The organism is Halomonas sp. TG39a (assembly GCF_000744395.1).
GTDB classification, from domain to species: Bacteria; Pseudomonadota; Gammaproteobacteria; order Pseudomonadales; family Halomonadaceae; genus Vreelandella; species Vreelandella ventosae_B.
This window is the reverse complement of record NZ_JQLV01000001.1, coordinates 627,626-654,158: the sequence shown is the minus strand read 5'-3', so window position 1 is coordinate 654,158 and position 26,533 is coordinate 627,626. Positions and strand designations below refer to the sequence as shown.

The following is a 26,533-nucleotide window of genomic DNA, read 5'->3' as shown; positions in this document are numbered from 1 at the left end:
ACATGATTGATTTACGCAGTGATACGGTGACCCGTCCGACCTCTGCCATGAAAGACACCATGATGGCCGCCCCGGTTGGCGATGATGTGTGGGGCGATGACCCAACGGTCAACGCGTTTCAAGCCAACCTGGCCGAGCAGGCAGGTAAAGAAGCGGCGCTGCTGTTTCCTAGCGGGACTCAAAGCAACCTGGTGGCGCTAATGGCCCACTGCGAGCGCGGCGATGAGTACATTGTTGGGCAGTCCGCACACGCCTATCGTTGGGAAGGCGGTGGCGCCGCGGTGCTGGGCAGTATCCAGCCCCAGCCCATTGAAAACGCCGCCGACGGTAGCCTGCCACTGGAAAAAATCAGTGCCGCGATTAAAGCCGACGATTTTCACTTTGCGCGTACTAAGCTGCTGGCATTAGAAAACACCTTTGGCGGCAAAGTGCTGCCCGCAGAGTACGTATTAAAAGCCACTGAGCTTGCCCGCGAGCGTGGTTTGGCAACGCACTTAGACGGCGCGCGACTGTTTAATGCAGCGGTCGCCACGGATACCTCGCTCAAGCAGCTCTGCCTACCGTTCGATAGCGTATCGCTGTGCTTCTCAAAAGGCCTGGGTACGCCAATAGGGTCGGCACTGGTGGGCTCACAAGCATTGATCGACCGCGCTCGGCGCTGGCGTAAAGTGGTGGGTGGCGGTATGCGCCAATCAGGGATTATCGCCGCCGCCTGCCAGTATGCGTTAGATCATCACGTAGCCGACTTAGCCGACGATCACCGCCGCGCTGCTCGCCTGGCAGAGGGCTTAGCAAAGCTGCCAGGGGTCAAGATTACCGCCCAGGCAACCAATATGGTGTTCGTGCATTTCCCCGATGCGCATGTAAAGCCACTCTCCGCCTGGCTAAAAGAGCACGGCATTTTGATTGAGCTGCTTTACGCCACGCGCTTCGTGACCCATCGCGATCTTAATGATGCGGATATCGACAAAGTCATCGCGGTGATGGAGGCTTATTTTAGTCGGCATTAACCGGTGATCGGCTTAGCTAAGCGATGTCGCCCCTAGAGCAAGATGTACAGCGATGCCTGCCATCATCAAGCCAATCAGGCCATCGATAATGCGCCATGCGATGGGTTTTGAAAGCCAAGGCGAAAGCGCAGCGCCGCCCCAGGCCAGCAGACTAAACCAGAGTATGGACGCGGTTGATGCCCCCGCCACAAACACACCGGCGCTCTCCTGCTGGGCGCCAATGGCGGGTATTAGCAGCAGCGTATCCAGATACACCTGGGGGTTAAGCACGGTGACGGCAAGAGTGGCGAAAATCACTTTGGTTAAGCTGCGCGCTTTTCCGGCCTCAGCGCTTAACCCTTGCCGTCCGCTAAAGGCTCTAAATAATGCCTGGGCCGCCAGCCAGCTTAAAAATACTACACCCACCCAGCGCATGGCCTCCAACGCGCTGGGCATCGTCAGCAGAAAAGCACTCACGCCAAACATGCCCGCCGTGAGCAAGATAATATCCGCACTCATGCACAGCCCTGCCGACCACCAGTGGTACTCACGACGAATCGCCAGTCCTAGGATGTAGGCGTTTTGCGCTCCAATCGCCATGATAATCCCACCGCACACCACCAGCCCGGTAATATAACTTTCCCACATTGCCCTGCCCCTATTGCCGGAATTAGCGTCGCGTTAATTAATCTGGCAATAAAGTAACTGGGAATGCTGATTGCTAAAAATCATCCTGCTAATGGGGTATTAGTTTTACTTATAGAAGAGCCAGTCATTAAATTTTAAAAATGGTTCAACATGTTAAGAATCATGGTTGTCCTAGAGCCCTACCCAACGAGATCCGCGCTCAAAGCTGACTACCCGCATCAGCGCTACTCAGCCACCCGAGCCACCGCATCGCGGCTGGCGGCTTCTCGCTGTTCGCCGGTGAGTTCAACCAACTGCCCCTGGCGCATTTCCAGCAGCCGGTCGGCCTGGTCGAAGTAGTGGTCGTCGTGGCTGATCACCACCAGCGTCTTGCCCAGCGCTCGCAACTGCGGCAGCAGCTCACGGTAGAAGACCCGGCGGAACTGCGGGTCTTGGTCGGCGGCCCATTCGTCAAGCAGCAATAGGTCGCGCTGTTCAGCGACCGCCAGCAGCATCGCCAGGCGTTTGCGCTGGCCCTGGGAGAGGTTGACGTTGGTGATGCGATCGCCGTCGAAGTCAAGCTTACTGCGCATGCCCAGTGCGGCAAGCCACTCCTCCATCAGCGCGGGGTCGGGTGACTCGCCCGCAGGGCCCATCAAACGGTCAAAGAGATGCAGGTCGGTGTAAATGGCCGAGAAGTGCTGGCGATAGCGTGTCCAGTCCTCCTCCTGCAGCGGCCTGCCATCGACTCGGACACATCCACTTTGGGGTTGGTAAAGCCCGGTTAGCAGTCTCGCCAAAGTCGATTTCCCGCTGCCGTTACCGCCGATCAGAAATACCACTTCGCCACGCTTCAAGGTCAGATCGATAGGGCCGATGGCAAAACCTGATCGAGCCTCCTCATCCGGGTAGCGATAGCTGACCTCCTCCAGGGTTAGTTCCTGCCAGTCGTGGCGCAGCGCAGAGTGGCCGAACGCTTCGCGGTGCTCGGCCAGGTCTAAACTGCTGATTTTTTCAAACGCCACTCGGGCGTTAATCAGCGTCGGGAAAGCGCCTATGGCCTGCATCAACGGCGCGCGCAAAAACAGCAGCGTGAGTGAGAAGGTCGTGGCTACCTGCACCGATGCCCAACCCAGGCCGTTGGCCAAAAAGAACGCCACACCAATGGCGCCCAGCATCATGATGTTGAACCAGTTCACCGCGCTGAGATGGTAGGTATCACCAAGAATAAAATGACGCCGACAATCCTGTGCGTTAGGCGTATAGACATCACGATACAGCCATTCGGCACGGTCACGGTTGAGCGCCAGCTCCTTGCGTCCCTCGATCACCGACTGGTAATCCGCGTAGAGACGATCCTGTATTTCGCGCAGTTTGGCCATATGCCCATAGACCCGAGCCACCAAACGCATGCCAATCAACACCGTCACGATCACCCAGAGCGCGGTGACGCCCAGCATGGCAGGCGAAAGCCACGCCAGGTAAAGCGTGGCGCCTATCGTCAGCACCCCGCCCTGCACCAGCTCCGGCAAGCGTATAAAAGCAACGGTCACTGAACTCACGTCGGTGGAGAGACTCGCCAACAAACGCGCACTGCCAATCTGCTCAGCGCGTTCGATATTGGTATCCAGAATTCGCTTGATCAACTGCCCCCGCAGCCGGTAGACGAAATGGTGGCCCAACGTGGTCAGCGCCAACTGTGATGTCAAGGTAATGACCAGTAGCAGCGCTATCAGACCCAGGAATTCGGGCAGGATGCGCCAGGGGTCGGTGAAGGTGCCCAGCAGCCGTTGATTGATAAAGGCGATGACACCGATGCCCAAGCCAGCGCTTGTCAGGCTAAGCAGCACTACGGCCACAAAAGGCCAGCGGTAATCACGCCATACAATTCTCAACAGCTCCATAACCACAACTCCCCGGCATTCTGTTTTCTTTAACAGCTAAAAGCGCTGGTGATTACAAACGCCGCAGCCCCCACATAAAGTAGGCACCGCCAATCAGTGAAGCGACCAAGCCCGCCGGTATCTCATAGGGGAAAATAATCTGACGCCCCACCCAGTCGGCCAGCACCATCAGTAGCATGCCGATCAACGCAGCACCCAGCAGGTGCTGCCCTGCACGGGAGAAGCCCACCAAGCGCGCCATATGCGGCGCCAGCAGGCCAATAAACGAAAGCGGCCCCACCACGAGGGTGGCGCAGGCGGTGAGCAGTGCTACCAGTAACAGCAACGCCAAGCGGGCACGGTTGAGGGTTACCCCAAGCGCCTTAGCCGTCGGCGCGCCTAAGGGCAAGATATCCAGCCAGCGGGTGAAGGGCAGCGTGACCAGCGCCAGCACAGCGGCAATCCCCCCTACCACCACCGCATTGGTGACATCCACGTAATAGGTAGAGCCCGCCAGCCAAGCGATCACCTGCTGGCCACGAGGGTCGCCGCCCGCCAGCATCACACTGCGCACTGCATCAAACAGCGCACTGACCGCCACCCCGGTGAGCAGCAAGCGCTCGGGGAGATAACCGCTCTTGCGGTTGATACCCACCAACACCAGCAGCGTCGCGAAAGCACCCAGGGTGCCCACGCCAATCAGCATCATATTGGTGGGTGCGGGCAGTAGGAAAATCCCTAAAATCAGCGCAATGGCACAGCCACCGCTGATACCCAGCACTTCGGGGCTGGCCATGGGATTGGCAGAAAGCCGCTGAAGTATCGTCCCGGCAATCGCCAACATCAATCCGCTGGCAGCGGCCGCCATCACCCGGGGCATACGCCACTGCATGACATTCCAGTTATTGGGCGCCAGCCAATACCAGCCATCTACGCCCTGGCCAAACAGCAAACCGAGAACCGTTGCCCCCAGTAACGCAAGCAGTAATCCAGTAACTAAACGTGAAGGCGCTGGGTGACGACGGGCGAAAACACCGGCCCCTTTCGGCGGCTGGTCGCCCTGCAGTTTCAGGCGCGGAATCAGCCACATTAACAGCGGTGCCCCCAGGGCACCGGTAATCGCCCCGGTAGGAATAAAGGCTGCCACCATGCCACCAAACTGCTGCAGCAGCAGATCCGTGGTAGCCAGCAGCACGGCCCCTAATAGCGTCGACCAGATTAGCCGCGGCCCTAAGCGGCGCGCACCGGTCATGCGCACGATATTGGGCGCTGCCAAGCCGATAAAACCGATGATGCCTACCACGCTGACAATGCTGCCGGTAATAAATACTGCCAACCCCATCCCCGCAAAGCGCAGATAGGTCAGCGAGACTCCCAGGCTCTTGGCGCTAGCATCATCCAGTTCCAGCACAGCCAAGGGGCGCAGCAAAAACCACGCGGCCACGCAGCTAATCGCCAGCCGCGGCCAGAGGATTGCAACGCCGTCCCAACCGTTTTGTGCCAGCGAACCGGCCCCCCAAATCAGCAGCCCCGAGAGTGCCTCGTGGTTAAACAGCAGCAGCGCCGTAGACAGCGCCCCCAGGTACAGATTGACCACCAGGCCCGCCAGCACCACCACGATCGGCGCCAGCCCGCGCCGCCAGGAGAGCAGAAACACTAATCCAACCGCTAGCGCGCCACCCAATAAGGCGACCCATTCGCGCCCGGCGACAAGCAGCCCCGGCGCCAGCAAGGTGGCGGTCATCAACGCCAGGTTAGCGCCCGATGCCACCCCTAGGGTGGTGGGCGATGCCAAGGGGTTGCGCAAAACCTGCTGCATAAGTACGCCCGCTAGCCCTAACCCCCCCCCGGCTAACAGCGCAATCGAGAGGCGCGGCCACCACGCGTAATAAAGCAGCAGCTCGTCAACGTTTTCAAAAGAGGGCGCCACTAACGCCTGCAATCCCAGAGTAAAACCACCCTGCCCCTGCAGGCCCACCCAAAACAGCACGACCATCGGCAGGCTCAGCAACAGGCAGGCTTTCGCGGGCGACATTCCTCCCACTCGTTGGGCAACTTGTGAGGCGCCTAGCATAGCGAGCACCCTTTTGTGAGCACCGAACAGCTCGCCACGCGTGGCGTAATAGGCAGCAGCGTCATTGTCTAAGCCTTAATCGTTCTGGAGGTTAATAGTTAAATTATTGACAACGATTCTAAATGATAATAATTAGCACTACAATTGACTCCTTAATTGATGCACAAGTAACGGAGCCTCCTTATGGCAGCCAAACCGAGCTACCAGCTTTTTGATATCACCCTCGCCCGGCGCACCCAAGTCAGCGCCTCATTAGTCAGGTTTACTTTCACTGGCCCGGAAGTCAGCCAAATGGCGACCTATGCCCCGGATCAGCGCGTCAAGCTGTTCTTCCCCGAAGGCGGTGGTAGTCTCGATCCGCTGTTTGAAATTACCAAGCTGGAAGAGCACGACTGGTACGGCGCCTACCGCGCACTGCCGGATGCCCAAAGGCCCTCAGCGCGCACCTACACCATCCGTGCCCTGCGCCCGGAGAAGGCCGAGGTGGACGTAGAATTTGTACTCCACGGCGATAATGGCCCCGCATCGCGCTGGGCAATGCGTGCCCGCCCTGGTGACCGGCTAGCCATGACAGCCCCCGACGCCAGTGCGGAAGGCCCAAAGCTGGGCTACGAGTGGAAGCCGCCCCAAGGCGTGCGCCGTATTCTGATCATCGCCGATGAAACCGCCCTCCCCGCTGCTGCCGGTATTCTGGAAACCCTTGATGACTTGCCGCTCAAACCCAAGGTCGAAGCGCTATTCGAAGTGCCTCGTGGCGACGACGTTCAGCCGCTGCCCCAGGCCGCCAAACTGCGCTGGCTGGCCCGCGACGCGGAGCCCGCCTGCCAACACGGTGAGCTGCTGATGAGGGCGCTGCGTGATATCGATTTGCATAGGGAAATTCAAGCGCTAGGCGGCATGCCTGCTAATACCACTACCAGCACCACTACCAGCGCCACGACCAACGACGAAAGCGACGATGAGGATGGCCCACTCTGGGAACCCGCCACCCTAGATGACAGTGCGCCCTTCTACGCATGGATCGCCGCTGAAACCAAGGTCGCCATGAAGCTGCGTCGCTATTTGGTCAACGAGTGCGGGCTACCCAAGCAGTACGTTACCAGCATGGGCTACTGGCGCCTGGGCAAGGCCAATGGTTAAAGGAACGGCAAACAACACGGCGTTAAACAGTGATCTCACAAGCAAGCCAGCTCAAATGCCTATTGGCTGGCGAGACAGCCCCAACGGCTATGGGCGGGTCAGCCGTACACTTCACTGGTTGACCGCCGCGCTGGTCACGCTGCAATTTACCGTGTTGCTGGCCTGGAGAGGAATGGGCGAAAACGCTATCACGCTGTTCTTGGCGAGCATCGGGCCTCACGGCTCATTGGGTTTTATGATTCTGATAGTGACCCTGGCGCGCCTTGGCTGGGCATGGAACAACCGCAAGCAACGCCCGCCCCTATCACCTGGTCTAGGCGGGCGCATGGCGCGCTTTGTCCATATCACGTTTTATGGGCTGCTGCTGTGGCTGCCCGCTTTCGCTATTTTGCGCCAGATCGGCCGCGGTGGAGCGCTACGCTTTTATGGCATTGAGCTGCTACCCGAAGCGGAACGCGACATCACCTGGATGGTCGCCCCCGCCGAGCTCCTTCACGGCCCGCTTTCGTGGCTGTTATGTGGATTAGTCATCGGCCACATCATGATGGCGCTGATTCACCGCTTCTGGCTCAAAGACCGGGTACTGGCGCGTATGGTGGGGGCAAGTGGCCGATGAGGGTTCCGCTAGCGGCTCTTCGGCAGTCTCAGACTCAGCAGTCAACAGCTTGCCGCTCTCCAGCCGCACCAATTGATCCGCGAGGTGGAAATAGCGGTCATCGTGGGTGATGACCAACACCGCTTTGCCCATGCGTTTTAGCTCGGGCAACACCTCGCAGTAAAACACCTCTTTGAATAACGGATCCTGATCCGCCGCCCACTCGTCAAACACCAAGAAGGGCCGATCCTCAAGGTAGGCCACGACAAGCGCCAAGCGCTTACGTTGCCCCTGAGAGAGTGCTTGGGTGGTGAACGCACCGTTTTCAACCCGCACCTTGTGCTGCAGGTGCAACTTGGCCAGCAGGCGATTACCCTCCTCGTCCAGGCCATCACGCGGTGCCTCTAACAGACGTTCAAAGAGATGGAAGTCTGAGAACACCACCGAGAAAAGCTGCCGGTAGGCATCCAAGCCATCCGCTTCGACCCGCTCGCCATTGAGCAATACCTCACCACCTTCAGGCGGATAAAGCCCCACCACTACTTTGGCCAGCGTGGTCTTACCGCTACCGTTACCCCCCACCAGAAAAACCACTTCCCCCGGCGTAAAACTCAGATTAATCGGCCCCAACTCAAAGAAGTCATCGCTCTGCTCGTGGTAGTACTGATGGGTGACGTCGCGCAACTCGAGACGCTGCAAGGCAGGCACCTGAGGTGACACCTGCCTCTCCTGCCCCTGGGGCATCTCGCGTGTGATGTCATCAATTCGACTAGCAGCTACCCGCGCCATATTGATCCGCGGGATATTGATCAGCAAGCCTTCAAGGGGGGTCACCATAAACACAAACACCAGGGCAAATCCGGTCATTACCTGGGTTTGGTTAGGCCCATCGCCCGCCAACACAAACAACACCAGACCGATAAAGGCGTACATCAGGAACTGCCCCCAACTGGTCGAGATCACGAACAGCGACATGCCATAGGTACGCAGCCGCCGCACGCCTTCAACCGACTCCCCCAGTATCTGATCCATAAAGACACGGCTCTTGCGTTGGTGTAGCCGCAGCTCTTTTGCACCATCGGTCAGCGCGCGGAAATGTCCAAACAGACGATCCTGCTCGGATGAAGCGGACTGTAGGTAATGAATAGCGCGTAAGTGCACCAGATGGTAGCCGACAGCGCCCAGCCCAATCACCCCTAAAGCAAACAGGAACACCTGCCATGAGAGCATCGCCAGGTAGCCCAAGCACCCCACCACGATGACCGTATTGGTCAAAATCACCGGCAAGCTAACGAACAGTACCGCCACGTTATTGCTGTGCTCGGTGAGTGCCGACTGGATCCGCGCACTGCCCACACGCTCGAAGTGAGCAAAAGGGGTCTCGGCCACACACTGGGCGACAAAACTGCGTAACTCGGCCAGCGCACGCTGCCCCAACCGCTCAAACAGCGCCGTCGACACCATCCGACAGAGCATTAGGGCCACAGCAATCCCCGCGAAGCCCCAAGCCGCATTGGCACGGCTGGCGGCATCGCTGTTTAACGCCGCATTGATTTGGGCAATCAGCAGCACGCTGAAAAGCCCCGAGAGAATGCTGGCCAGCGCAGCAGCGGTCATCAACCCGCGAGTTCGACGAATCAGATAGGGAAGCACATTCACCTCATTGGAAAGCCATTAGAAAAAGCGACTGGAAATCGGCACCTACCTCTAATGACGAACCGCTCGCGTAAAAAGTTAACCAATTTTATGTAAACAAGCCTCATTCTCATTCGTCATTAGATAAGGAAGTCAGTAACGCCGCCCTCCGGCGGGGTGATTTTAATTCGTTTCTTTGATTCGTTCTTATTGATAGGAGCTTAGCGGTGTCCAGTTCTGTCCAGGCACAACCACAGGTACACGTACCCTCTGAAAGCCACGCGGTGGCCTCGCTGATCTCACGCCCCGAGGGCTACGACTATCAAGTCAGCTACGAGGTCACTACACAGTCGCTTTATGTGAAGGGTGATCAAGAGCGCCTTGAGTGGGCACTGGTGGATGACAACCACTGCTTGACGCTGCGCTGGCCGCAGCGCTCAGCACCACCGCTCCCGGCACTGCTTGCCGCTATCGAAGGCGCTTTTGCCTTTTACCCAGGCACTGTTGCATTACGCCTTCAGCTACCTAGTGCTTTGCACGCCAACCTGTGTGCCGCCGGCATCGCGGTTAAAGATAGCCATGGAGAGCTCTGGGTATATGCGGAGCTATTTTGGCAGTTACCCACGCTTTGGCTTAACTCGCCCCCCACGCGCCCTTACCCGCAGCAACCCATTATGGTGAGTGGAACACGACACCCACGCCGCCCGCCGCGCCCCAGGGGCACGGTCTATCAGCGTCATATTGCCTGGCTGGATGCCACCTTGAGCTTTCGAGTGCTTGACCTTGCACTTGACCTTGAACGCTTCAACCGCTGGATGAACGACCCGGTTGTCGCTCACTTCTGGGAAGAGCAGGGTGATTTGCAACAGCACCGCGAACGGCTGGAGAGCACATTGCAAAACCCCAGTGTGGTACCACTTATCGGCTGTATCGACGGCGAGCCCTTCGGCTATTTTGAGACCTACTGGGCCAAGGAGGATCGCATCGGCGCTTATTACGATGTCGGTGACTTTGACCGCGGCTGGCACGTGCTGATCGGTGAAGCCGCTTTTCGCGGGCGGCCTTATGTCGCCGCTTGGCTGCCCTCTATCTCGCACTACCTGTTCCTGGACGACTGCCGCACCCAGCGCCTGGTGATTGAACCCCGCGTAGATAACACCAAGATGCTGCGCAATCTTGCACAGTGCGGTTATGCCCATGTGAAGGCGTTCGATTTCCCCCATAAGCGGGCCATGCTCGGCATGCAGCTACGCGAACACTTTTTTAACGAGCGCAGTTGGATTCCGCTGCCCTCGCACCCTGGGTCAGCGCCACGACCCGATCCACGCTTCACCCCATAGACACATCAGCCACGAGGACTCTTATGCATATTCACGATTTGATCGGCATCGGCTTCGGCCCCTCCAATATTGCCCTGGCCATAGCTCTCGACGAACAGCGCCAGGCAGGGCAAGCGAAGGATGCCTTGTTTATTGAGCGCCAGCCCTGCTTTGCTTGGCACCCGCATATGCTGCTGGAAAATGCCCATATGCAAATCTCTTTTCTCAAAGATCTGGTCACGCCGCGCAACCCAGGAAGCCGTTTCAGCTTTCTCAATTACCTCCACAGCAAAGGCCGCCTGCAGGACTTTATCAATCTGCAGACCTTCTTCCCCAGCCGCCACGAATTCAATGACTACCTAAGCTGGACTGCCAGCCACTTTGAACACCAGTGCACCTATGGAGAGGATGTGTTTGAAGTGCTGCCCGAAACTGATAACGACGAGGTCGCCTACCTCCGCGTGCGTTCACGGGATGAGAGTGGCGCGGTGCAGGAAAGGCTCACCCGTTCATTGGTAATTAGCGTGGGGGGCGCGCCCAATGTACCTGAATGCTTCGCCGGGCTAAAAGACGACCCACGGGTCTTCCACTCCAGCCACTATCTGAGAGAGCTGGCGAAGCAAGACGCCCCCAAACGCATCGCGGTGATCGGTGCGGGCCAGAGCGCCGCTGAGATATTCCTTGATCTACACGGCCGTGAAGGCATTCAGGTGGATCTTATTAGCCGGGCATGGGCCTTTAAACCCTCCGACGATAGCCCTTTCGTCAACGAGATTTTCAATCCCGAATACACCGACTACGTGTTCAACAACCCCACCGGCCAGCGGGAAGCACTGCTGCAGGAGTACAAAAGCACTAACTACTCAGCCCCTGACTTGGCGCTGATTCAGGAGATTTACGATGTGTTCTATCAGCAAAAAGTAACCGGCCAGGCCCGCCACCGCTTCCGCCGCCGCCATGAAGTTATTGGTAGTCAAGCAGGCCCCGAAGGTATTGAGCTAAATGTTCGCGATTTAGAGAGTGGTCATACGGACTCCACTCGCTACGACGCAGTGGTATTAGCAACAGGCTATATACGCGACACCCATAAACAGCTATTGGCCCCCGTCGCGGACTACCTGCCTGACTTTGCCGTTAACCGCCACTATCAGCTCTACACCAAGCCTGCGTTCAAACCGGCTATTTTCCTGCAAGGCAGCTGCGAGCCCACCCATGGTTTAAGCGATACCCTGCTGTCGATTTTGGCAGCCAGGACAAGTGAGATCTGTGAAGTGCTTAATGAGGCACTGCCAACATCCTATTCAGGAGTATCAACTCCCTCACTAGTAGGCGCGGACTAACCAAGCACTATTAACGCATGGCCGCTTTCTCAGAGCGGCCCCTAATACCGAGACTTACGCCCATTATGTCCTTACATCCTGATGTCGCCGCTTTCTTAGACCTGGTCGCCGATAGCAGCAATCCGCCTTTCCACTCGCTCTCACCACAACAGGCACGCGCTGCCTACGAGGCATCATCACAGATGCTTGATGAGCCAATATCTAACGATGCAACGGCACTGAGCATTACCTGTCGAGATGGCCACCCTCTTGAACTACGCCGCTACCAAGGCGAGCAGTCTTTAGCGCCCACCCTGCTCTACTTCCATGGTGGCGGCTACCTACTGGGCAGCCTGGATTCTCACGATTCGCTCTGCCAAAGCATCGCTCAAGCAACTGGCTACACAGTGTTGGCTGTCGACTATCGCTTGGCCCCCGAGCACAAGTTTCCGACGGCTTTTCACGATGCTGAAGATGCCTATTGCTGGCTGCTGAAGCATGGCGAAGCGATGGGCATCGATACCTCACGTATCGCCGTGGGTGGTGACAGTGTAGGTGGCACCCTGGCCACGGCTCTTTGCATGTCAGCGCGTGATAATGGTTGGCACCTTCCACGCTGCCAGATTTTGCTCTACCCCTGTACCAGTGCCTGGCAGGACAGCGAGTCTCACCGCCGATACGCACAAGGCTACCTACTGGAAGCAGACACCCTGCAGTGGATGTTTGGCCACTATCTAAATAGCGATGAGGAACGCCACGACTGGCGTTTTGCGCCGCTGGAGGCTGCGGATCTCAAAAGCCTACCACCTGCATTTATCGCCCTGGCCGAACACGACCCCCTGGTCGATGAAGGCATCGCCTACGTGAACCGCTTACAGGAAGCGAACGTGAATACCCAACTGACCATATACCCCGGCATGGTGCACGACTTCGCACGCCTGGGCAGCATTACGCCCGATGCCACCGGTCAAGTACGCGCGGATATCGCCAAAGCACTTCAGCACCATCTTAGTAAGCACCCCAGCCCTGTTGATTTTTAATTTCCTCCCATGGGGCACGTCATGATTGGTACCTGTGGCGTCTCTTGCCCCAGGTACCATTTTGGGCAACAGAGTGTTGCAAGACAGTACAAATTCAGAACATAATACTAATAATAACAATTACCATTAACACATAAATATCATTCAAGGGGATTATCATGCACCAATTTCGTACCGGCCTGCGCAGGAAACTGCTCTCCGTGGCCATTGCTAATGCCTGCGCTGCGACGCTATTCGTGGCACCAGCTGCTCTCGCTCAAGACACTAATCTACAGCCAAATGAAAGCAGCGATACAAGCACCACACTACCGACCCTACAAGTAACCGAAAGCCGCCTCTATGAAGAAGCAACGGGACCAGTTGATGGCTATGTGGCCACACGTAGCGCGACTGGCACAAAAACTGACACTCCTCTTAACGAAGTGCCACAGTCAATATCTGTTATTACCCGCGATGAGGTTGAAGCGCGGGGAGCTCAGTCCATCGGTGACACCTTGAGTTATACCGCAGGCGTTATTGGTAACTCTAACGGGCTAGACCCAAGACGTGACTTTGTTTCCATACGTGGTTTCAGTGCTACAGAGCTTTTTTATCGCGACGGATTGAGGCTCACTGCGTTCAACAACCAGGGAAGAACCGTCTCAGAACCTTATGGTTTAGAGAGAATTGAAGTTCTCAGGGGGCCTTCCTCGGTTCTTTATGGACAAGGCGGCCCAGGGGGAATCGTCAATCTCGTTAGTAAAAAACCCACCGACATACCCCAAGGCGAAGTTCGAGTTTCTACAGGAAGTAACGATCTCAATCAGATCGCTACCGATGTTAGTGGTTATCTAGATGACCAGGGAGCACTGAAGTATCGTTTTGTAGGTTTACTAAGAGATGCGAATGCAGAAATTGACTATACAAAAAATGACCGTACTTATCTTGCACCAAGCCTCTCCTGGACACCGAATGATAGAACTTCTCTCACCTTATTAGCAGAATATAAAGAACTGGATACTGTTGGATCTTACTATGCACTCCCTCAGGCAGGTACATTGGATAGTAACCCCAATGGTGAAATCCCTCGCTCGCGTTTCATCGGTGAGCCTGGCACTGACAACTTCGAACAAACTTATTTTTCAGTGGCAAGTTTATTCGAGCATAAGTTCAATGACACAGTAACCGTTCGGCAAAATACCCGCTATCGTGAAGCAGAAACAGATATTACAAACATTTATGTTGGTCAATTGATGGATGACCTTCGTACAGTACCACGATATGGATTGAGACGAGATGAAAATGTTGACGCTATCACGACGGATAACCAGCTACAATTTGATATAAATACGCAAGGAGTTGATCATAAAATTCTGGTAGGTGTGGATTGGCAAAAAGCCAATAACGATTTCACTGTGGACTTACCTCAAGGCCTCACACCGTTAGATGTCTTCAATCCCGTTTATGGTACTAGCAGCCTCACGTGGACGACCCAAGGCAGCGCTTCACAAGAGTTAGAGCAGACAGGTTTATATCTTCAGGATCAAATAAAAATTGATGACCGCTGGGCTTTAACACTTGCTGGTCGTCATGACTGGAGCAGTCAAACTGATCGTAATCGTCTAACAAATACAGAAAATAAAGCAAGTGACAAAGAATTCACATATCGAGCAGGACTAGCTTACACTGCAGATAATGGATTAACACCCTACATTGGCTACTCTACCTCTTTTTTGCCAGTGGTAGGCCAAGGTGCTGATGGTGCAACTTTTGAACCAGAAACAGCCCAGCAATATGAGACTGGCATAAAATACCTTTCTAATGACGGCAATATTTCAATCACTGGTTCAATATTCGACCTGACTCGCCAAAATGTTACGACTTCCGATTTAAACAACCCAGGTTTCAATCAGCAGACCGGAGAGTGGCGCTCTAGAGGTCTTGAGCTTGAAGGAAGAGCAAGTTTACCAGTTGGTTTAGACCTAGTAGCCAGCTACACTTACTTGGATCTAGAAGTCACTGAAAGCAATACTGACAACCTAGGAAAAAGACCAACAGGACAACCTGAAAATATGGCGAACCTATGGGCCAACTACCACTTTAATAGTGGAACATTGAACGGTTTAGGTCTGGGTGCCGGTGTTCGCTACATAGGCTCAAGTTTCTATGATAGCGCCAATGAAAACTCACTACCTTCTACGACACTTTTTGATGCATCCATGAGCTATGATTTTTCAAGTATCGATGCTAGCTTTGAAGGCTGGCGTGCACAGGTCAATGCGAACAACGTTACAGATAAGGAGTACGTAAGTGACTGTGGATATTTCGGAAACTCGTGTAAGTATGGCGTAGGCAGGAGCGTAATAGGATCTATATCCTACGCTTGGTAAAACAAAGCCCCGAATTTAAATTCGGGGCTTTTTATTTAACCTATTCAATGTCAAAAACATGCTAAAAAAACTTCTACTTACTTTTATTGTTTGCCTATTCTCAAGCTACTCTGCTGGTTCTGAAAGACTGGCAATTGTCACTTCCGATTGGGCTACTGCTGAAACACTTAGCATGCTAGGAGTAACGCCTATAGCAATCACTCAGCTTAGAGGCTATCATATATGGACTGGCAATGAGACCCCATTAGGCGACGCTATCGACATAGGCTTAAAACCTATGCCCAACTTAGAGTTAGTAGCAGACTATAACCCTACGTTTATATTTGGTGATAATTCGATTTTATTACAGCATATTTCAGAGATGGCACCAACTTCTAATATCTCTCTTTACCCTTTTAAGGAAAACCCATGGGAATCTATTATTAATTTTACTTTCGACATTGCAGCACAACTTAATCTCTTGCAAGAAGCTGAGAGAGTTACTGCGCAAGCAAGCCAAAAAATGGCGATTTTAAGGGAAAAAATAGAAGATAAAGCCACTCCAGTTCTGATTGTTCAATTCAGAGATGATCGCCATGCTTGGGTTTACGGGAAAAACAGCTTACTACAAGGTGTTATTGATGAGCTAGGGTTAACCAATGCTTGGGATCAGCCCACAAGTGATATAGGGATTTCACTTGTATCTATCGACCAATTGGCAAGAACAGGAGGTCACCTACTTATTATTGAGAGCCCTGCTTTTCAGGCAACTATCCGTAATCGCCTTGAAAATAGCGGCATCTGGCGAGTACTTATTAGCCAACGCGAAGGAAAAATTACTTATCTTCCCGCCAAGTATTGGCCAATAGGAGCTCTTCCATCCGCTCTTCGGTTTGCAGACTCTTTGACCACCGCACTGACAGATGGTGGTAATGGCTCATAAATAATTGACTCTTCCCAGCATGAAGCTGGGAAGAGAGTTGCATGGTATAACAGCTACTTAGGCTAGGCCTTTATTAGCAATAGGCATATAACGTGAAGCTTCTCTTTCCTGTAATAACTCCACTAATTGCGAAAGTAATGTTTTACCAATGACGATTGAGTAATGATCATCAAAAGTGTTGATTGTGCGCCTCAATAGCTGGCCCAACTGATACTCTAGAGCTTGTCGCTGCTCCTTCGGTCGTCCATCTGCCCACCAGCAGTCTGCTGTACAGCGTAGTTTTGGCAAAGTACTAGTTTTTAATGAAAGAAACTTCAAGTGCCGCGCTACACAAAATATCCGGGCTAATTCCTCGCTACCCAATGCAGCGTAACCCTCACGGCCAGATGCATCGTATGATGCAATCAACCTTTCCAGATTAATGGCAAACTCCTCCTCACTAGGTTCCTTCACGCACGCCTCATTACCGTCGAGCGTTTCAAGCGATACACCTGGCAATATTACTGATGCAAAGTTAACAAAATCCTTCTGCCAATCATCAGCGCTCTTCTGGCCGCTACCGGGGATATAGGGATCCACCAGCGCCAACAGGCTCACCTCCTGGCCTTGCTTTTCAAGCCGTGCCGCAATCATTGCGGCCAAGGTACCACCTAAAGACCAGCCCAATAATCGATAGGGGCCCTGAGACTGCAAGCCCCGGATAGTTGATGCATAATCATCAGCCATCGCTTCCAACGACGTATCACAATGTTGAGGGTCGGTTAGCATTCGGCACGGTAGCCCATATACCGTGCATACTCCCTGTAGACGCCGTGCCAACGGTTGATAGTCGTAAAGGGTGCCCATACCTGCATGCAAACAGAATAATGGTGACTGCCCCTGGCTTTCGCCATTGAGCTTAACCACACCATCTAGCGAAGCATCCGAGGACTCTCCCAGCCCTAACAAGCCAGCAATGGTCGGCTTCTGCATCAGGTCGCGAAGTTTGAAATCGAGCTTAGCAGACTTAAGAGCCCGCACACGGCTTAATACCTTTAGACTTAACAGGGAGTCTCCACCCAGTTCAAAGAAGTTGTCGGTTTCGCCGACTCGTTTGACCCCCAAGACCTCCTGCCAAATTTCAGCCAGCTGCCAAGCTTCTGTAGTTGAAGGTGAAATGTATTCACGGGTTTCTTCTAAATAAGTTTTTGGTAGGGCATTGCGCTCCACTTTACCATTTGCATTCAGCGGTAGTGCATCAAGCATGACCACGTATCCCGGCACCATATAATCCGGCAACTGTTTTCCCAGTCGCTCGCGTAATGCACTTGTGTCTAGCTCAGTACCGGCTTGGAATACTACATAAGCCACCAGACTCGAACTACCGTTGCCTTCTTGGGCAACCACTACTGCTTCTCGAATTTCCGGCTGCGCTAGCAGTTCAGCTTCAATCTCACCTAGCTCAATGCGTAATCCTCGAATTTTTACTTGGTGATCAAGGCGGCCCAGGTACTCGAGCTGGCCATCTTCCCGCCAGCGCACCAGATCGCCGGTGCGGTAGAGGCGCTCACCCTCCGTGAATGGATCGGCGATAAAGCGCTCCGCTGTCAGATCACTGCGATTGAGATATCCACGGGCCAGGCTTACCCCGCCGAGATAGAGCTCTCCAGCGACTCCTGGCGGTGCCATGTTAAGATCACCATCCAAGACGTAGGTACGGGTACCGCTAATGGGTCGCCCAATGGGAATCTGGCGGTGAGCGTCATCACGACACCACCAGTGAGTGACATGAATAGTAGTTTCAGTAGGGCCATAGAGATCATGCAGGTGGGCACCATCAAGACACTCAGCCACATCTTGCTGTAGCGTCGCTGGAACGGCCTCGCCACCGCACATAATATGCTTGAGCCGCGTCTTGGTTTTAACATCGGGATAGGCCAGAAAGGCCTTGAGCATTGAGGGCACAAAATTGAGCGTGGTGACTCCGTGCCGCTGAATTAGCTCAATGATGCGTTCTGGATCCCGGTGGTCGCCTGGCTGGGCAATCACCAAACGTGCCCCGACACTCAGCGGCCAGAAAATCTCCCATACCGAAACATCGAACCCAAACGGCGCCTTGTGCAGTACGGCATCGGTATTGGTGAGTTGATAGGTCTCCTGCATCCAGACCATGCAATTGGTCAAGGCATCATGGCGGATGGCGGCGCCCTTGGGCCGCCCGGTGGATCCTGAGGTATAAATCACATAGGCAAGATGCTCGCCGTGCAGCGTCACCGCTGGATTGGTAGAAGCATGATGCGCAACATCTAGTCGATCCAACTCAACAACGCTTAGTCCATCAGCTACCGGCAATGACGCGCGCAAGTGGTGCTGAGTCAGCAACAGTTCAATGCCACTATCTTCGGCGATGAAGGCCAGCCGCTCCGAGGGGTACTCAGGATCCAGCGGCACATAGGCGCCCCCCGACTTGAGAATAGCCAAAAGGCCCACCACCATATCAATGGAGCGTTCCATGGCGATACCCACTCGAACCTCGGGTTGCACTCCCATCCCAATCAGATAGTGAGCCAAGCGGTTTGCACGAGCATTGAGATCAGCGTAATTGAGATGCTGATTATCAAAGATAAGAGCTGTACTCTCGGGGGTTACCGTAGCTTGACACTCAATCAGATGTTGGACTGGAGAAGGGTTGAGATACTGTTGAGCATTCTCACCCCACTTGCCCAGCAATTGACGTTCGTCTTTTCCTAACAGACTGATCTCGCTTATTGATTGCTGAGGCGCCGTTTGAAGACTCTTCACAATCCCGGCCATCGCAGCACTCATGTAATCACACAGCCGCTGGGCACCGATTACACGACTAACTTGCCCTTCCAGTTGGAAGCCATTACCCAGGTCATCCACCGACATAGTGATCGGGTAGTTAGTACGCTCTTGACCACCTAACATTTCCATACCTTCCCAGGTATGAGCGGGACGTCCCTCTCGTTGAGGGGCGCTATAACGGTAATTTAGCAAACTGGTAAACAGTGGAGTCCCTCCAGGTAAACCACTGCAGCGCTGTGCCAGTCCCAGGCTGGCATGCTCATGATGAAGTAGTTCAGACAGAACGTCATGAGTGTGGCGAAGACACTTACCGATACTTTGAGGCCCCATTTTAATACGCACCGGTAGCGTATTGATAAACATACCCAACGCCCGTTCGGCTCCTTCCACGCCTTGCATGCGTCCGAATAGCACGGTACCGAATACCACATCGTCATGCCCCGTGATTTTGCTCAGAACCAACGCCCAGGCTAAGTGGAACAGGCTGGCCGTGCTGACACCATGCCGCTGCGCCTGTCGCCGCACATGCTGGGCTAGCTCTGTTTCCACAGGAACGCGCACTTCTTCAATATCCCCACCATCGCCGAGTACGTCCAGCAATCCGAAAGGCGCTGTTGGCTCATCTATATCGCCCAGCCGCGCACGGAAAAAGGCCTCATGCTCTGCTAGGCTCACCCCTAACCGGGCCTGAGCTACAAAGTTGCGGAATGGGATCGGTCTAGGCAACTCGTCTTCACGGCCTTGTTGAATCAGAGCGATCTCATCTACCAATAGCTCAAGGGTGGTGTGATCCATCACCAAGTGGTGGCTAGGTAACTGCAAGAGCCAGCGGTTTTGCTCGGCATCGTATGCAGCAACCGCTCTTAGCATGGGTGCTCGGCGCACATCCAGGCGGTGATATTGGGGATCCACCTCGACGTTCAGCTGTTCGGCAATATTGAGAGAGGAATCTTGACTCACTTCCAGCCACTCAAGCTCCAGGGCAGCATGCTGGTACACCACCTGCACCGGCTCACGAAGTCCCTCCCAGAGTACGGCGGTGCGAAGAATATCGTGGCGCGCAATGAGCTGATTGAAACTAGCAATAAACTGTTCCAACCGTTCCTGACTATCAAAGCCCAACAGCCGAGGGGTCACATAGGCATCTCCCTTCTCCTGCAGCCGATGGTGGAAGAGAATTCCCTCCTGTAGTGGTGCTAGTGGGTAGATATCCTGGATGTTAGCAGCGCCGCTCGGCACTAGCGCTTCAATCGCGCTGATTTCTTCAATATTGAGTTCAATTAGCGTCAACATCTCAGGCTGCAGCGTTTGGCAGTCATAAGGAATCCGGTTGATGGGGATGACGACCTCGGCTTGCTGTGGCGCTTGTATCAGCGCTTGAGCGAAAGCCTCCAACTCCGGGTATTGGAACAAAGTGCGCACCTGGGCCTTCAGACCTCGATACCGCATTTTCTCCAGCACTTTCAGAGCCAGCAGCGAATGTCCGCCTAACTCGAAGAAGTTATCGTATCGGCCAACACGCTCTACGCTCAACACTTCAGACCAGATCTCTGCTAAGACTTCTTCCACTCCGCCCAGAGGCGGCTCGTACTCCGAGCCACTGTCTAAATCAGGCTCAGGCAATGCTTTACGGTCTACTTTGCCATTGGCATTCAACGGCAGCGCCTCCAGTGTGACCACAACTCCCGGCACCATGTAGTCCGGCAACCGTTGCCCTAGCGCCTCACGTAGTAAATTGGTGTCGAGTTCAAGGTCGGCCTGGGGAACCACGTAGGCCACCAGTCTCGAACCAGTGGAGCTTTCCTGCGCTACCACCACCGCCTCGCGAACCTTCGGCTGCGATAGCAGTTCAGCTTCGATCTCACCTAGTTCAATACGCAGGCCGCGTATTTTCACCTGGTGATCGAGTCGGCCCAGGTACTCGAGCTGGCCATCTTCCCGCCAGCGCACCAGATCGCCGGTGCGGTAGAGGCGCTCGCCCTCCATGAACGGATCGGCGATAAAGCGCTCCGCTGTCAGATCACTGCGATTGAGATATCCACGGGCAAGGCTTATCCCGCCGAGATAGAGCTCTCCCTCAACGCCCTGTGGTACTAGGTTCAGCTCACCATCCAAGACGTAGGTGCGGGTACCGCTAATGGGTCGCCCAATGGGAATCTGGCGGTGAGCGTCATCACGACACCACCAGTGAGTGACATGAATAGTAGTTTCGGTGGGGCCATAGAGATCATGCAGGTGGGCACCGTCGAGGCACTCAGCCACATCCTGCTGTAGCGTGGCTGGAACGGCCTCGCCACCGCACATGATATGTTTGAGCCGCGTCTTGGGTTTAACATCGGGATAGGCCAGGAAGGCCTTGAGCATGGAGGGCACAAAATTAAGCGTGGTGACGCCGTGCCGCTGAATCAGCTCAATGATGCGTTCTGGATCCCGGTGGTCGCCTGGTTGGGCGATCACCAAGCGTGCCCCAACACTCAGCGGCCAGAAAATCTCCCATACCGACACGTCGAACCCGAACGGCGCCTTGTGCAGTACGGCATCGGTATCGGTGAGTTGATAGGTCTCCTGCATCCAGACCATGCAGTTGGTCAAGGCATTATGGCGGATGGCGGCGCCCTTGGGCCGCCCGGTGGATCCCGAGGTATAAATCACATAGGCAAGATTTTCGCCGTGCAGCGTCACCAATGGATTGGTAAAGGCATGATGAGCAACATCCAGCCGATCCAACTCAACAACGCTTAGGCCATCAGCTACCGGCAATGACGCGCGTAAGTGGTGCTGAGTCAGCAATAGTTCAATGCCACTATCTTCGGCGATGAAGGCCAGCCGCTCTGCGGGATACTCGGGATCTAACGGCACATAGGCTCCACCCGCCTTTAGGATAGCCAGTAGCCCCACCACCATCTCGATGGAGCGCTCCATGGCGATACCCACTCGGGTCTCAGGTTTTACGCCTAGGCCGATAAGGTAGTGGGCCAACTGGTTGGCGCGGGTATTGAGTTGGGCGTAGCCAACTGACTGATCTGCAAATATTAATGCAGTAGACTCTGGCGTTAACGCGACTTTGTGCTCAATCAGTCGATGGATTGGCTGAGCAGCAAGATACTGGTATGAATTCACCCCCCATTCACTTAACAACCGCCGCTCTGCTTCTCCTAACAGGCTGATCTCACTTATCGCTTGCTGCGGTGCCGTTCGAAGCCTTTCTACGATGCCGACCACAGCCGAACGCATGTAATCACACAGCCGATGGGCACCAATCGAACGACTCACCTGGCCCACTAGCTGAAAGCCCTCTCCCAGATCGTCTACCGCCATGCCAAGAGGATAATTGGTACGCTCCTGGCCGCCCAACACTTCCATGCCCTCCCAGGTATGGCTGGAACTTCCTGCTTGCTGGGGAGCGCTATAACGATAGTTCAGCAAACTGGTAAACAGAGGCGCCCCCCCAGATAGATCACTACAGCGCTGCGCGAGACCAAGGCTGGCATGCTCGTGGTGCATTAGATCAGATAGAGTATCGTGGGTGTGACGCAGGCATCTATCGACACCTTGAGTGCCCATTTTGATACGCACAGGGAGCGTATTGATAAACATCCCCAGTGCCCGCTCAGCACCTTCGATGCCCTGCATGCGCCCGAACAGCACGGTGCCGAACACCACATCGTCCCTCCCAGTGGTCTTGCTCAGCACCAAGGCCCAAGCCAGGTGGAACAGGCTAGCCGTGCTCACACCATAGCGCTGAGCCTGTTGCCTCACCTGCTGGGCCAGTGCCGTTTCCAAAGTAACGCGAAATTCCTCGATCTCGCCGCCATCTCCTCGAATATCTAGCATCCCGAAGGGCGCGGTTGGTTCTTCAACATCGCCCAACTGCTCACGGAAGAAGGCCTCATGCTCTTCTTGGTTTATCCCTAGTCGGGTCTGGGCAACGAAATTGCGGAATGGGAGTGGTTTGGGCAGCTCATCTTCACGACCTTGCTGGATCAGGGAAATTTCTTCCACCAATAGCTCGAGGGTAGTGTGATCCATGACCAGGTGGTGGCTAGGTAGCTGCAGCAGCCAGCGTTTTTGCTCAGGATAATGAGCTGCTACTGCTCGCAGCATGGGAGCTCGACGTACATTGAGGCGGTGGTGCTCAGGGTTCACCTCGGCATTCAGTTGTTCGGCAACGCTTTGTGATGAGGCGCCATCCACGTTTAGCCATTCGAGAGCTAACTCGGCATACCGGTAAACCACCTGTACCGGCTCACGCAGGTACTCCCATAACACAGCAGTTCGTAGAATATCGTGACGGGCAATAAGCTGGTTAAAACCATCAATAAAGGCTTCCAGACGTTCTCGGCTGTCGAACCCCAGCAGACGCGGGGTGACATAGGCATCACCCTCTTCCTGCAAACGGTGGTGGAAGAGAATACCTTCCTGCAATGGTGCTAGCGGGTAGATATCCTGGATATTGCGGGCACCACCCGGCACGGCCGCTTCGATGGCGCTGATCTCTTCGCCATTGAGCTCAATCAAAGTCAGCATCTCGGGTTGGATTGCCGAGCAGCCACTTGGAATGCGGTTGGGGGGAATGATGATTTCCTGCTGCTCTGATGTCTGCGTCAATGCCCGGGCAAAGGCCGCCAGTTCTGGGCATTGGAACAGCGTGCGTACCTGCGCCGTCAGTCCCTGATGCCGCATTTTCTCCAACACCTTCAGAGCCAATAATGAATGGCCACCCAGCTCGAAGAAATTATCGTGTCGACCCACCCGCTCGATGCCAAGTATCTCCGACCAGATTTCCGCCAACGCTTCTTCTACATCTCCGTGAGGCGCGTCATACTGCGAGCCACTAGCTAAGTCCGGCTCTGGTAGCGTCTTGCGATCTACTTTGCCGTTGGCATTCAACGGAAGTGCATCAAGCGAGACCACAACGCCCGGCACCATATAATCTGGTAGCTTTTGACCTAGCGCTTCACGTAGTGAGCTAGTGTCGAGTTCACTATCGACTTGGGGAACCACATAAGCGACCAACCTAGAACCACCGGGGCCTTCTTGAGCGACCACTACTGACTCGCGAACTTCTGGCTGAGCTAATAGTTCGGCTTCGATCTCGCCTAGTTCGATACGCAGGCCGCGGATCTTTACCTGGTGATCAAGACGGCCCAGGTATTCGAGCTGACCGTCCTCCCGCCAGCGCACCAAGTCGCCGGCGCGGTAGAGGCGTTCTCCCTGCACAAAGGGATCAGCGACGAATCGTTCCGCCGTTAAGCCTTCGCGATTCAAGTAACCCCGTGCTAAGCCCACGCCACCGAGATAGAGTTCACCCGCGACCGCGGGCGGCACCATGTTGAGATCACTATCCAGTACGTAGGTGCGGATACCGGCGATCGGTTGACCTATAGCGACTTGGTTGAGTCCATCGTCTTGGCATGTCCAGTGAGTAACGTCGATGGCCGCCTCGGTAGGGCCATAGAGGTTGTAGAGTCCCGTGTGAGGCAGTCGTGCAAACACTTGGTTCTGCAACTCCGCCGGCAGCGCTTCGCCGCTGCATACCACGCGCATCAGACTCGTACAGGCTTCTTCTATCTCACCCACACCACCGCCATGCGCCAGGAAGGCCTGCAGCATCGACGGGACAAAGTGTAGCGTGGTGATCTTGTGGGTACGGATCAGCTCGACCAGTTGTGCCGGTTCGCGATGGGCACCTGGTGGCGCCATCACCAGTCGCGCCCCCTGCATCAGCGGCCAGAAGAACTCCCACACCGAGACGTCGAAGCTGAACGGCGTTTTCTGTAACACCACATCGTTGGCCGTTAGACCATAGGCCTCCTGCATCCACTGCAAGCGATTAGTCAACGCGTGATGGCGATTGGCCGCGCCCTTGGGTCGCCCAGTAGAGCCCGAGGTGTAGATCACATAGGCAAGGTGCTCGCTATGCAGCGCCACAGCTGGATTGGTAAAAGCATGATGAGCAACGTCCAGCCGATCCAACTCAACAACTCTCAGAGCATTGGTTACCGGCAATGATTCACGCAAGTGGTGCTGGGTGAGCAGCAGTTCGATGCCGCTGTCCTCGACCATATAGGCCAATCGCTCGGCGGGGTAATCCGGATCCAACGGTACATAGGCGCCCCCCGCCTTGAGAATACCCAACAGCCCCACCACCATCTCAATGGAGCGCTCCATCGCAATGCCCACTCGAGTTTCGGGACATACGCCTAGATCGATTAGATAGTGCCCGAGGCGATTGGCGCGAGTATTAAGCTCGCTATAGCTAAGCGACTGATCTTCAAATACTAGCGCTGTGGCCTCTGGATTTTCCGTAGTCTGCCGCTCAATCAGGTGCTGGATCGTACCAATTCCTATGAAGCGCGGAGAGTTATCCCCCCACTCGGCCAACTCTCGTCTCTCACTGGCGCCGAGAATATCAAGCTCTCCCAGGCGACTATTGTAATTCTCGCAAAGTGTCGTCAAGACCTGCTGGTAGCGCTCGAGCAGCTTTTCAGCAGTCCCCTGCTCGAAGAGATCGGTACGATACTCCAGATCGCATTGAACGCCTTCCTTTCCAATCACACAATTGAGGGAAAGCTCGAATTTAGTCGTGCCATTTTCTGCCCTCATTGGCTCAGCAATGACGCCATCAAATTCCAGTTGCTCGGCGTCACCATCCATCTGTACGCCAAACATAACCTGGAACAGAGGATTGCGTGACGGATCGCGCTGCTCACTACGAGCTTCCAATAGTATCTCTAGGGGCAGATCCGCATGATTCATCAACCCGAGAGCATCTTTCCTAACCTGCTGGACGATATCGCGAAGCGTCATAGCAGGCGATAAGTTGGCGCGAAACACTTGAGTAGATACAAAGTAGCCCATCAGGTCTTGCAGCTCATCGAACGGCCGACCAGCATGAGGCACTCCAACAGCGAACTCCATCTGATCGCTGTAGCGCGCCAGTAGGGCTTGCCATGCCGCTAATAGGATCATGAATGGCGTACACTTTTCTTTCCGACAGAGTTGTCGCAGCGCATCAACAAGGTCAGCAGGCAGAGCTATAGAAGAACGGGCACCTGAAAACTTCTGCACCCCAGGGCGCTTATAGTCAGTGGGGAGCTCGATGTCTGGTACTTGGTCACCCAGATAACTATTCCAATACGCTAAACTTTTCTCAAACTCACCACGCTCATATCTCTCGCGTTGCCAGGCTGCATAGTCTGTATATTGGATATTCAGTTCTGGTAGAAAGGCCTCATCCTGGGATGCCACTGCCAAGCAGTAAGCTGTTTTCAAATCCTTGGCGAGAATAGGGTTCGACCAAGCATCGGAAACGATGTGGTGCATACACACAGCAAGCACTTGCTCTTGCTCACCCACTTTTATCCATCTCGCCACTAAGGCCGGTGAGACGGTAAGGTCAAAGACATGGCTTGTAACTTCATTAATGGATACAGCCAGCCGAGCTTCTCGCTCTGACGGCGTTAGTATTGATAAATCCTCGCACTGCAGTTCGAACTTTGCACCGGTGGTAACCACTTGCATCGGTTCGCCGTTTCGTTCGACGAAATGAGTACGCAGTACGGCATGTCGTGCAATAACAGCCTTAAAAGCTCGCTCCAGTGCCTCAGGATTTACTTCCCCCTTTAGGTGAAAGACCCGTGGAAGATTGTAGGCACTCAACCCTGGCTCCATGTTCTGCAGTAGCCATAACTGATGCTGAGAGAAAGAGAGGGGAACGTGCTCTCCTACCTGGGTGCTCGCTACGATACTCTCTTGATACCGCCCACTCTGATTAGCGGCTAGAGATTCCTGACTCATACCATTCATTGATGAA

13 protein-coding genes are annotated in these 26,533 nt (G+C 54.7%); 8 read left to right on the top strand and 5 right to left on the bottom strand.

Annotated elements, in window-relative coordinates; genetic code table 11:
- Positions 1-2: 2 nt before the first annotated feature.
- Positions 3-1,010: a low-specificity L-threonine aldolase gene (ltaE, locus tag U738_RS02825; protein ID WP_035577101.1), complete on the top strand. Its 1,008-nt coding sequence runs from the start codon at positions 3-5 to the stop codon at positions 1,008-1,010.
- A 12-nt stretch (positions 1,011-1,022) separates the two neighbouring features.
- Here the strand turns inward: ltaE and U738_RS02820 are convergent, their stop codons facing one another.
- The 3 genes from U738_RS02820 to fhuB form a co-directional block, all read right to left on the bottom strand.
- Positions 1,023-1,637 (bottom strand): LysE/ArgO family amino acid transporter, encoded by a 615-nt coding sequence (locus tag U738_RS02820; protein WP_035577096.1) that lies wholly within the window; start codon positions 1,635-1,637, stop codon positions 1,023-1,025.
- Between the two features lie 224 nt (positions 1,638-1,861).
- A complete protein-coding gene (locus U738_RS02815) occupies positions 1,862-3,520 on the bottom strand; it encodes a multidrug ABC transporter permease/ATP-binding protein (protein WP_035577095.1) in 1,659 nt (552 codons plus the stop codon).
- Between the two features lie 52 nt (positions 3,521-3,572).
- Positions 3,573-5,573: a Fe(3+)-hydroxamate ABC transporter permease FhuB gene (gene fhuB / locus U738_RS02810; protein ID WP_035577094.1), complete on the bottom strand. Its 2,001-nt coding sequence runs from the start codon at positions 5,571-5,573 to the stop codon at positions 3,573-3,575.
- Positions 5,574-5,756: 183 nt separating this feature from the next.
- Between fhuB and U738_RS02805 the strand changes: the two genes are divergently transcribed.
- Both U738_RS02805 and U738_RS02800 read left to right on the top strand, forming a co-directional pair.
- Complete coding sequence (locus U738_RS02805) at positions 5,757-6,713, top strand: siderophore-interacting protein (RefSeq protein WP_035577093.1); 957 nt, start codon at positions 5,757-5,759, stop codon at positions 6,711-6,713.
- 55 nt (positions 6,714-6,768) lie between these two features.
- Entirely contained in the window at positions 6,769-7,329 is a 561-nt protein-coding gene (locus U738_RS02800; protein WP_231896748.1) for a cytochrome b, read from the top strand.
- On the opposite strand, the gene U738_RS02795 is transcribed toward U738_RS02800, so the two are convergent.
- On the bottom strand, positions 7,237-8,961 hold the full coding sequence (locus tag U738_RS02795; RefSeq protein ID WP_081899029.1) for a cyclic peptide export ABC transporter: 1,725 nt from the start codon (positions 8,959-8,961) through the stop codon (positions 7,237-7,239). The genes U738_RS02800 and U738_RS02795 overlap by 93 nt on opposite strands.
- A 209-nt stretch (positions 8,962-9,170) precedes the next feature.
- Between U738_RS02795 and U738_RS23405 the strand changes: the two genes are divergently transcribed.
- From U738_RS23405 to U738_RS02770, 5 genes are all read left to right on the top strand, one after another.
- Positions 9,171-10,283: a GNAT family N-acetyltransferase gene (locus U738_RS23405; RefSeq protein ID WP_035577091.1), complete on the top strand. Its 1,113-nt coding sequence runs from the start codon at positions 9,171-9,173 to the stop codon at positions 10,281-10,283.
- A 23-nt stretch (positions 10,284-10,306) separates the two neighbouring features.
- Complete coding sequence (locus tag U738_RS02785; protein ID WP_035577090.1) at positions 10,307-11,602, top strand: lysine N(6)-hydroxylase/L-ornithine N(5)-oxygenase family protein; 1,296 nt, start codon at positions 10,307-10,309, stop codon at positions 11,600-11,602.
- 65 nt (positions 11,603-11,667) lie between these two features.
- Complete coding sequence (locus U738_RS02780; RefSeq protein WP_035577089.1) at positions 11,668-12,621, top strand: alpha/beta hydrolase; 954 nt, start codon at positions 11,668-11,670, stop codon at positions 12,619-12,621.
- A 158-nt stretch (positions 12,622-12,779) separates the two neighbouring features.
- Positions 12,780-14,990, top strand: a complete 2,211-nt coding sequence (locus U738_RS02775; protein WP_035577088.1) for a TonB-dependent siderophore receptor — start codon at positions 12,780-12,782, stop codon at positions 14,988-14,990.
- Positions 14,991-15,048: 58 nt separating this feature from the next.
- Complete coding sequence (locus U738_RS02770; RefSeq protein WP_035577087.1) at positions 15,049-15,912, top strand: ABC transporter substrate-binding protein; 864 nt, start codon at positions 15,049-15,051, stop codon at positions 15,910-15,912.
- Between the two features lie 57 nt (positions 15,913-15,969).
- Here the strand turns inward: U738_RS02770 and U738_RS02765 are convergent, their stop codons facing one another.
- On the bottom strand, positions 15,970-26,526 hold the full coding sequence (locus U738_RS02765; RefSeq protein ID WP_051912748.1) for a non-ribosomal peptide synthetase: 10,557 nt from the start codon (positions 26,524-26,526) through the stop codon (positions 15,970-15,972).
- Positions 26,527-26,533: the final 7 nt, after the last annotated feature.

Coding starts and splice junctions, on each gene's coding strand:
- ltaE (WP_035577101.1), top strand. CDS start 3: ATGATTGATTTACGCAGTGATACGGTGACCCGTCCGACCTCTGCCATG.
- U738_RS02820 (WP_035577096.1), bottom strand. CDS start 1,637: ATGTGGGAAAGTTATATTACCGGGCTGGTGGTGTGCGGTGGGATTATC.
- U738_RS02815 (WP_035577095.1), bottom strand. CDS start 3,520: ATGGAGCTGTTGAGAATTGTATGGCGTGATTACCGCTGGCCTTTTGTG.
- fhuB (WP_035577094.1), bottom strand. CDS start 5,573: ATGCTAGGCGCCTCACAAGTTGCCCAACGAGTGGGAGGAATGTCGCCC.
- U738_RS02805 (WP_035577093.1), top strand. CDS start 5,757: ATGGCAGCCAAACCGAGCTACCAGCTTTTTGATATCACCCTCGCCCGG.
- U738_RS02800 (WP_231896748.1), top strand. CDS start 6,769: ATGCCTATTGGCTGGCGAGACAGCCCCAACGGCTATGGGCGGGTCAGC.
- U738_RS02785 (WP_035577090.1), top strand. CDS start 10,307: ATGCATATTCACGATTTGATCGGCATCGGCTTCGGCCCCTCCAATATT.
- U738_RS02780 (WP_035577089.1), top strand. CDS start 11,668: ATGTCCTTACATCCTGATGTCGCCGCTTTCTTAGACCTGGTCGCCGAT.
- U738_RS02775 (WP_035577088.1), top strand. CDS start 12,780: ATGCACCAATTTCGTACCGGCCTGCGCAGGAAACTGCTCTCCGTGGCC.
- U738_RS02770 (WP_035577087.1), top strand. CDS start 15,049: ATGCTAAAAAAACTTCTACTTACTTTTATTGTTTGCCTATTCTCAAGC.
- U738_RS02765 (WP_051912748.1), bottom strand. CDS start 26,526: ATGAATGGTATGAGTCAGGAATCTCTAGCCGCTAATCAGAGTGGGCGG.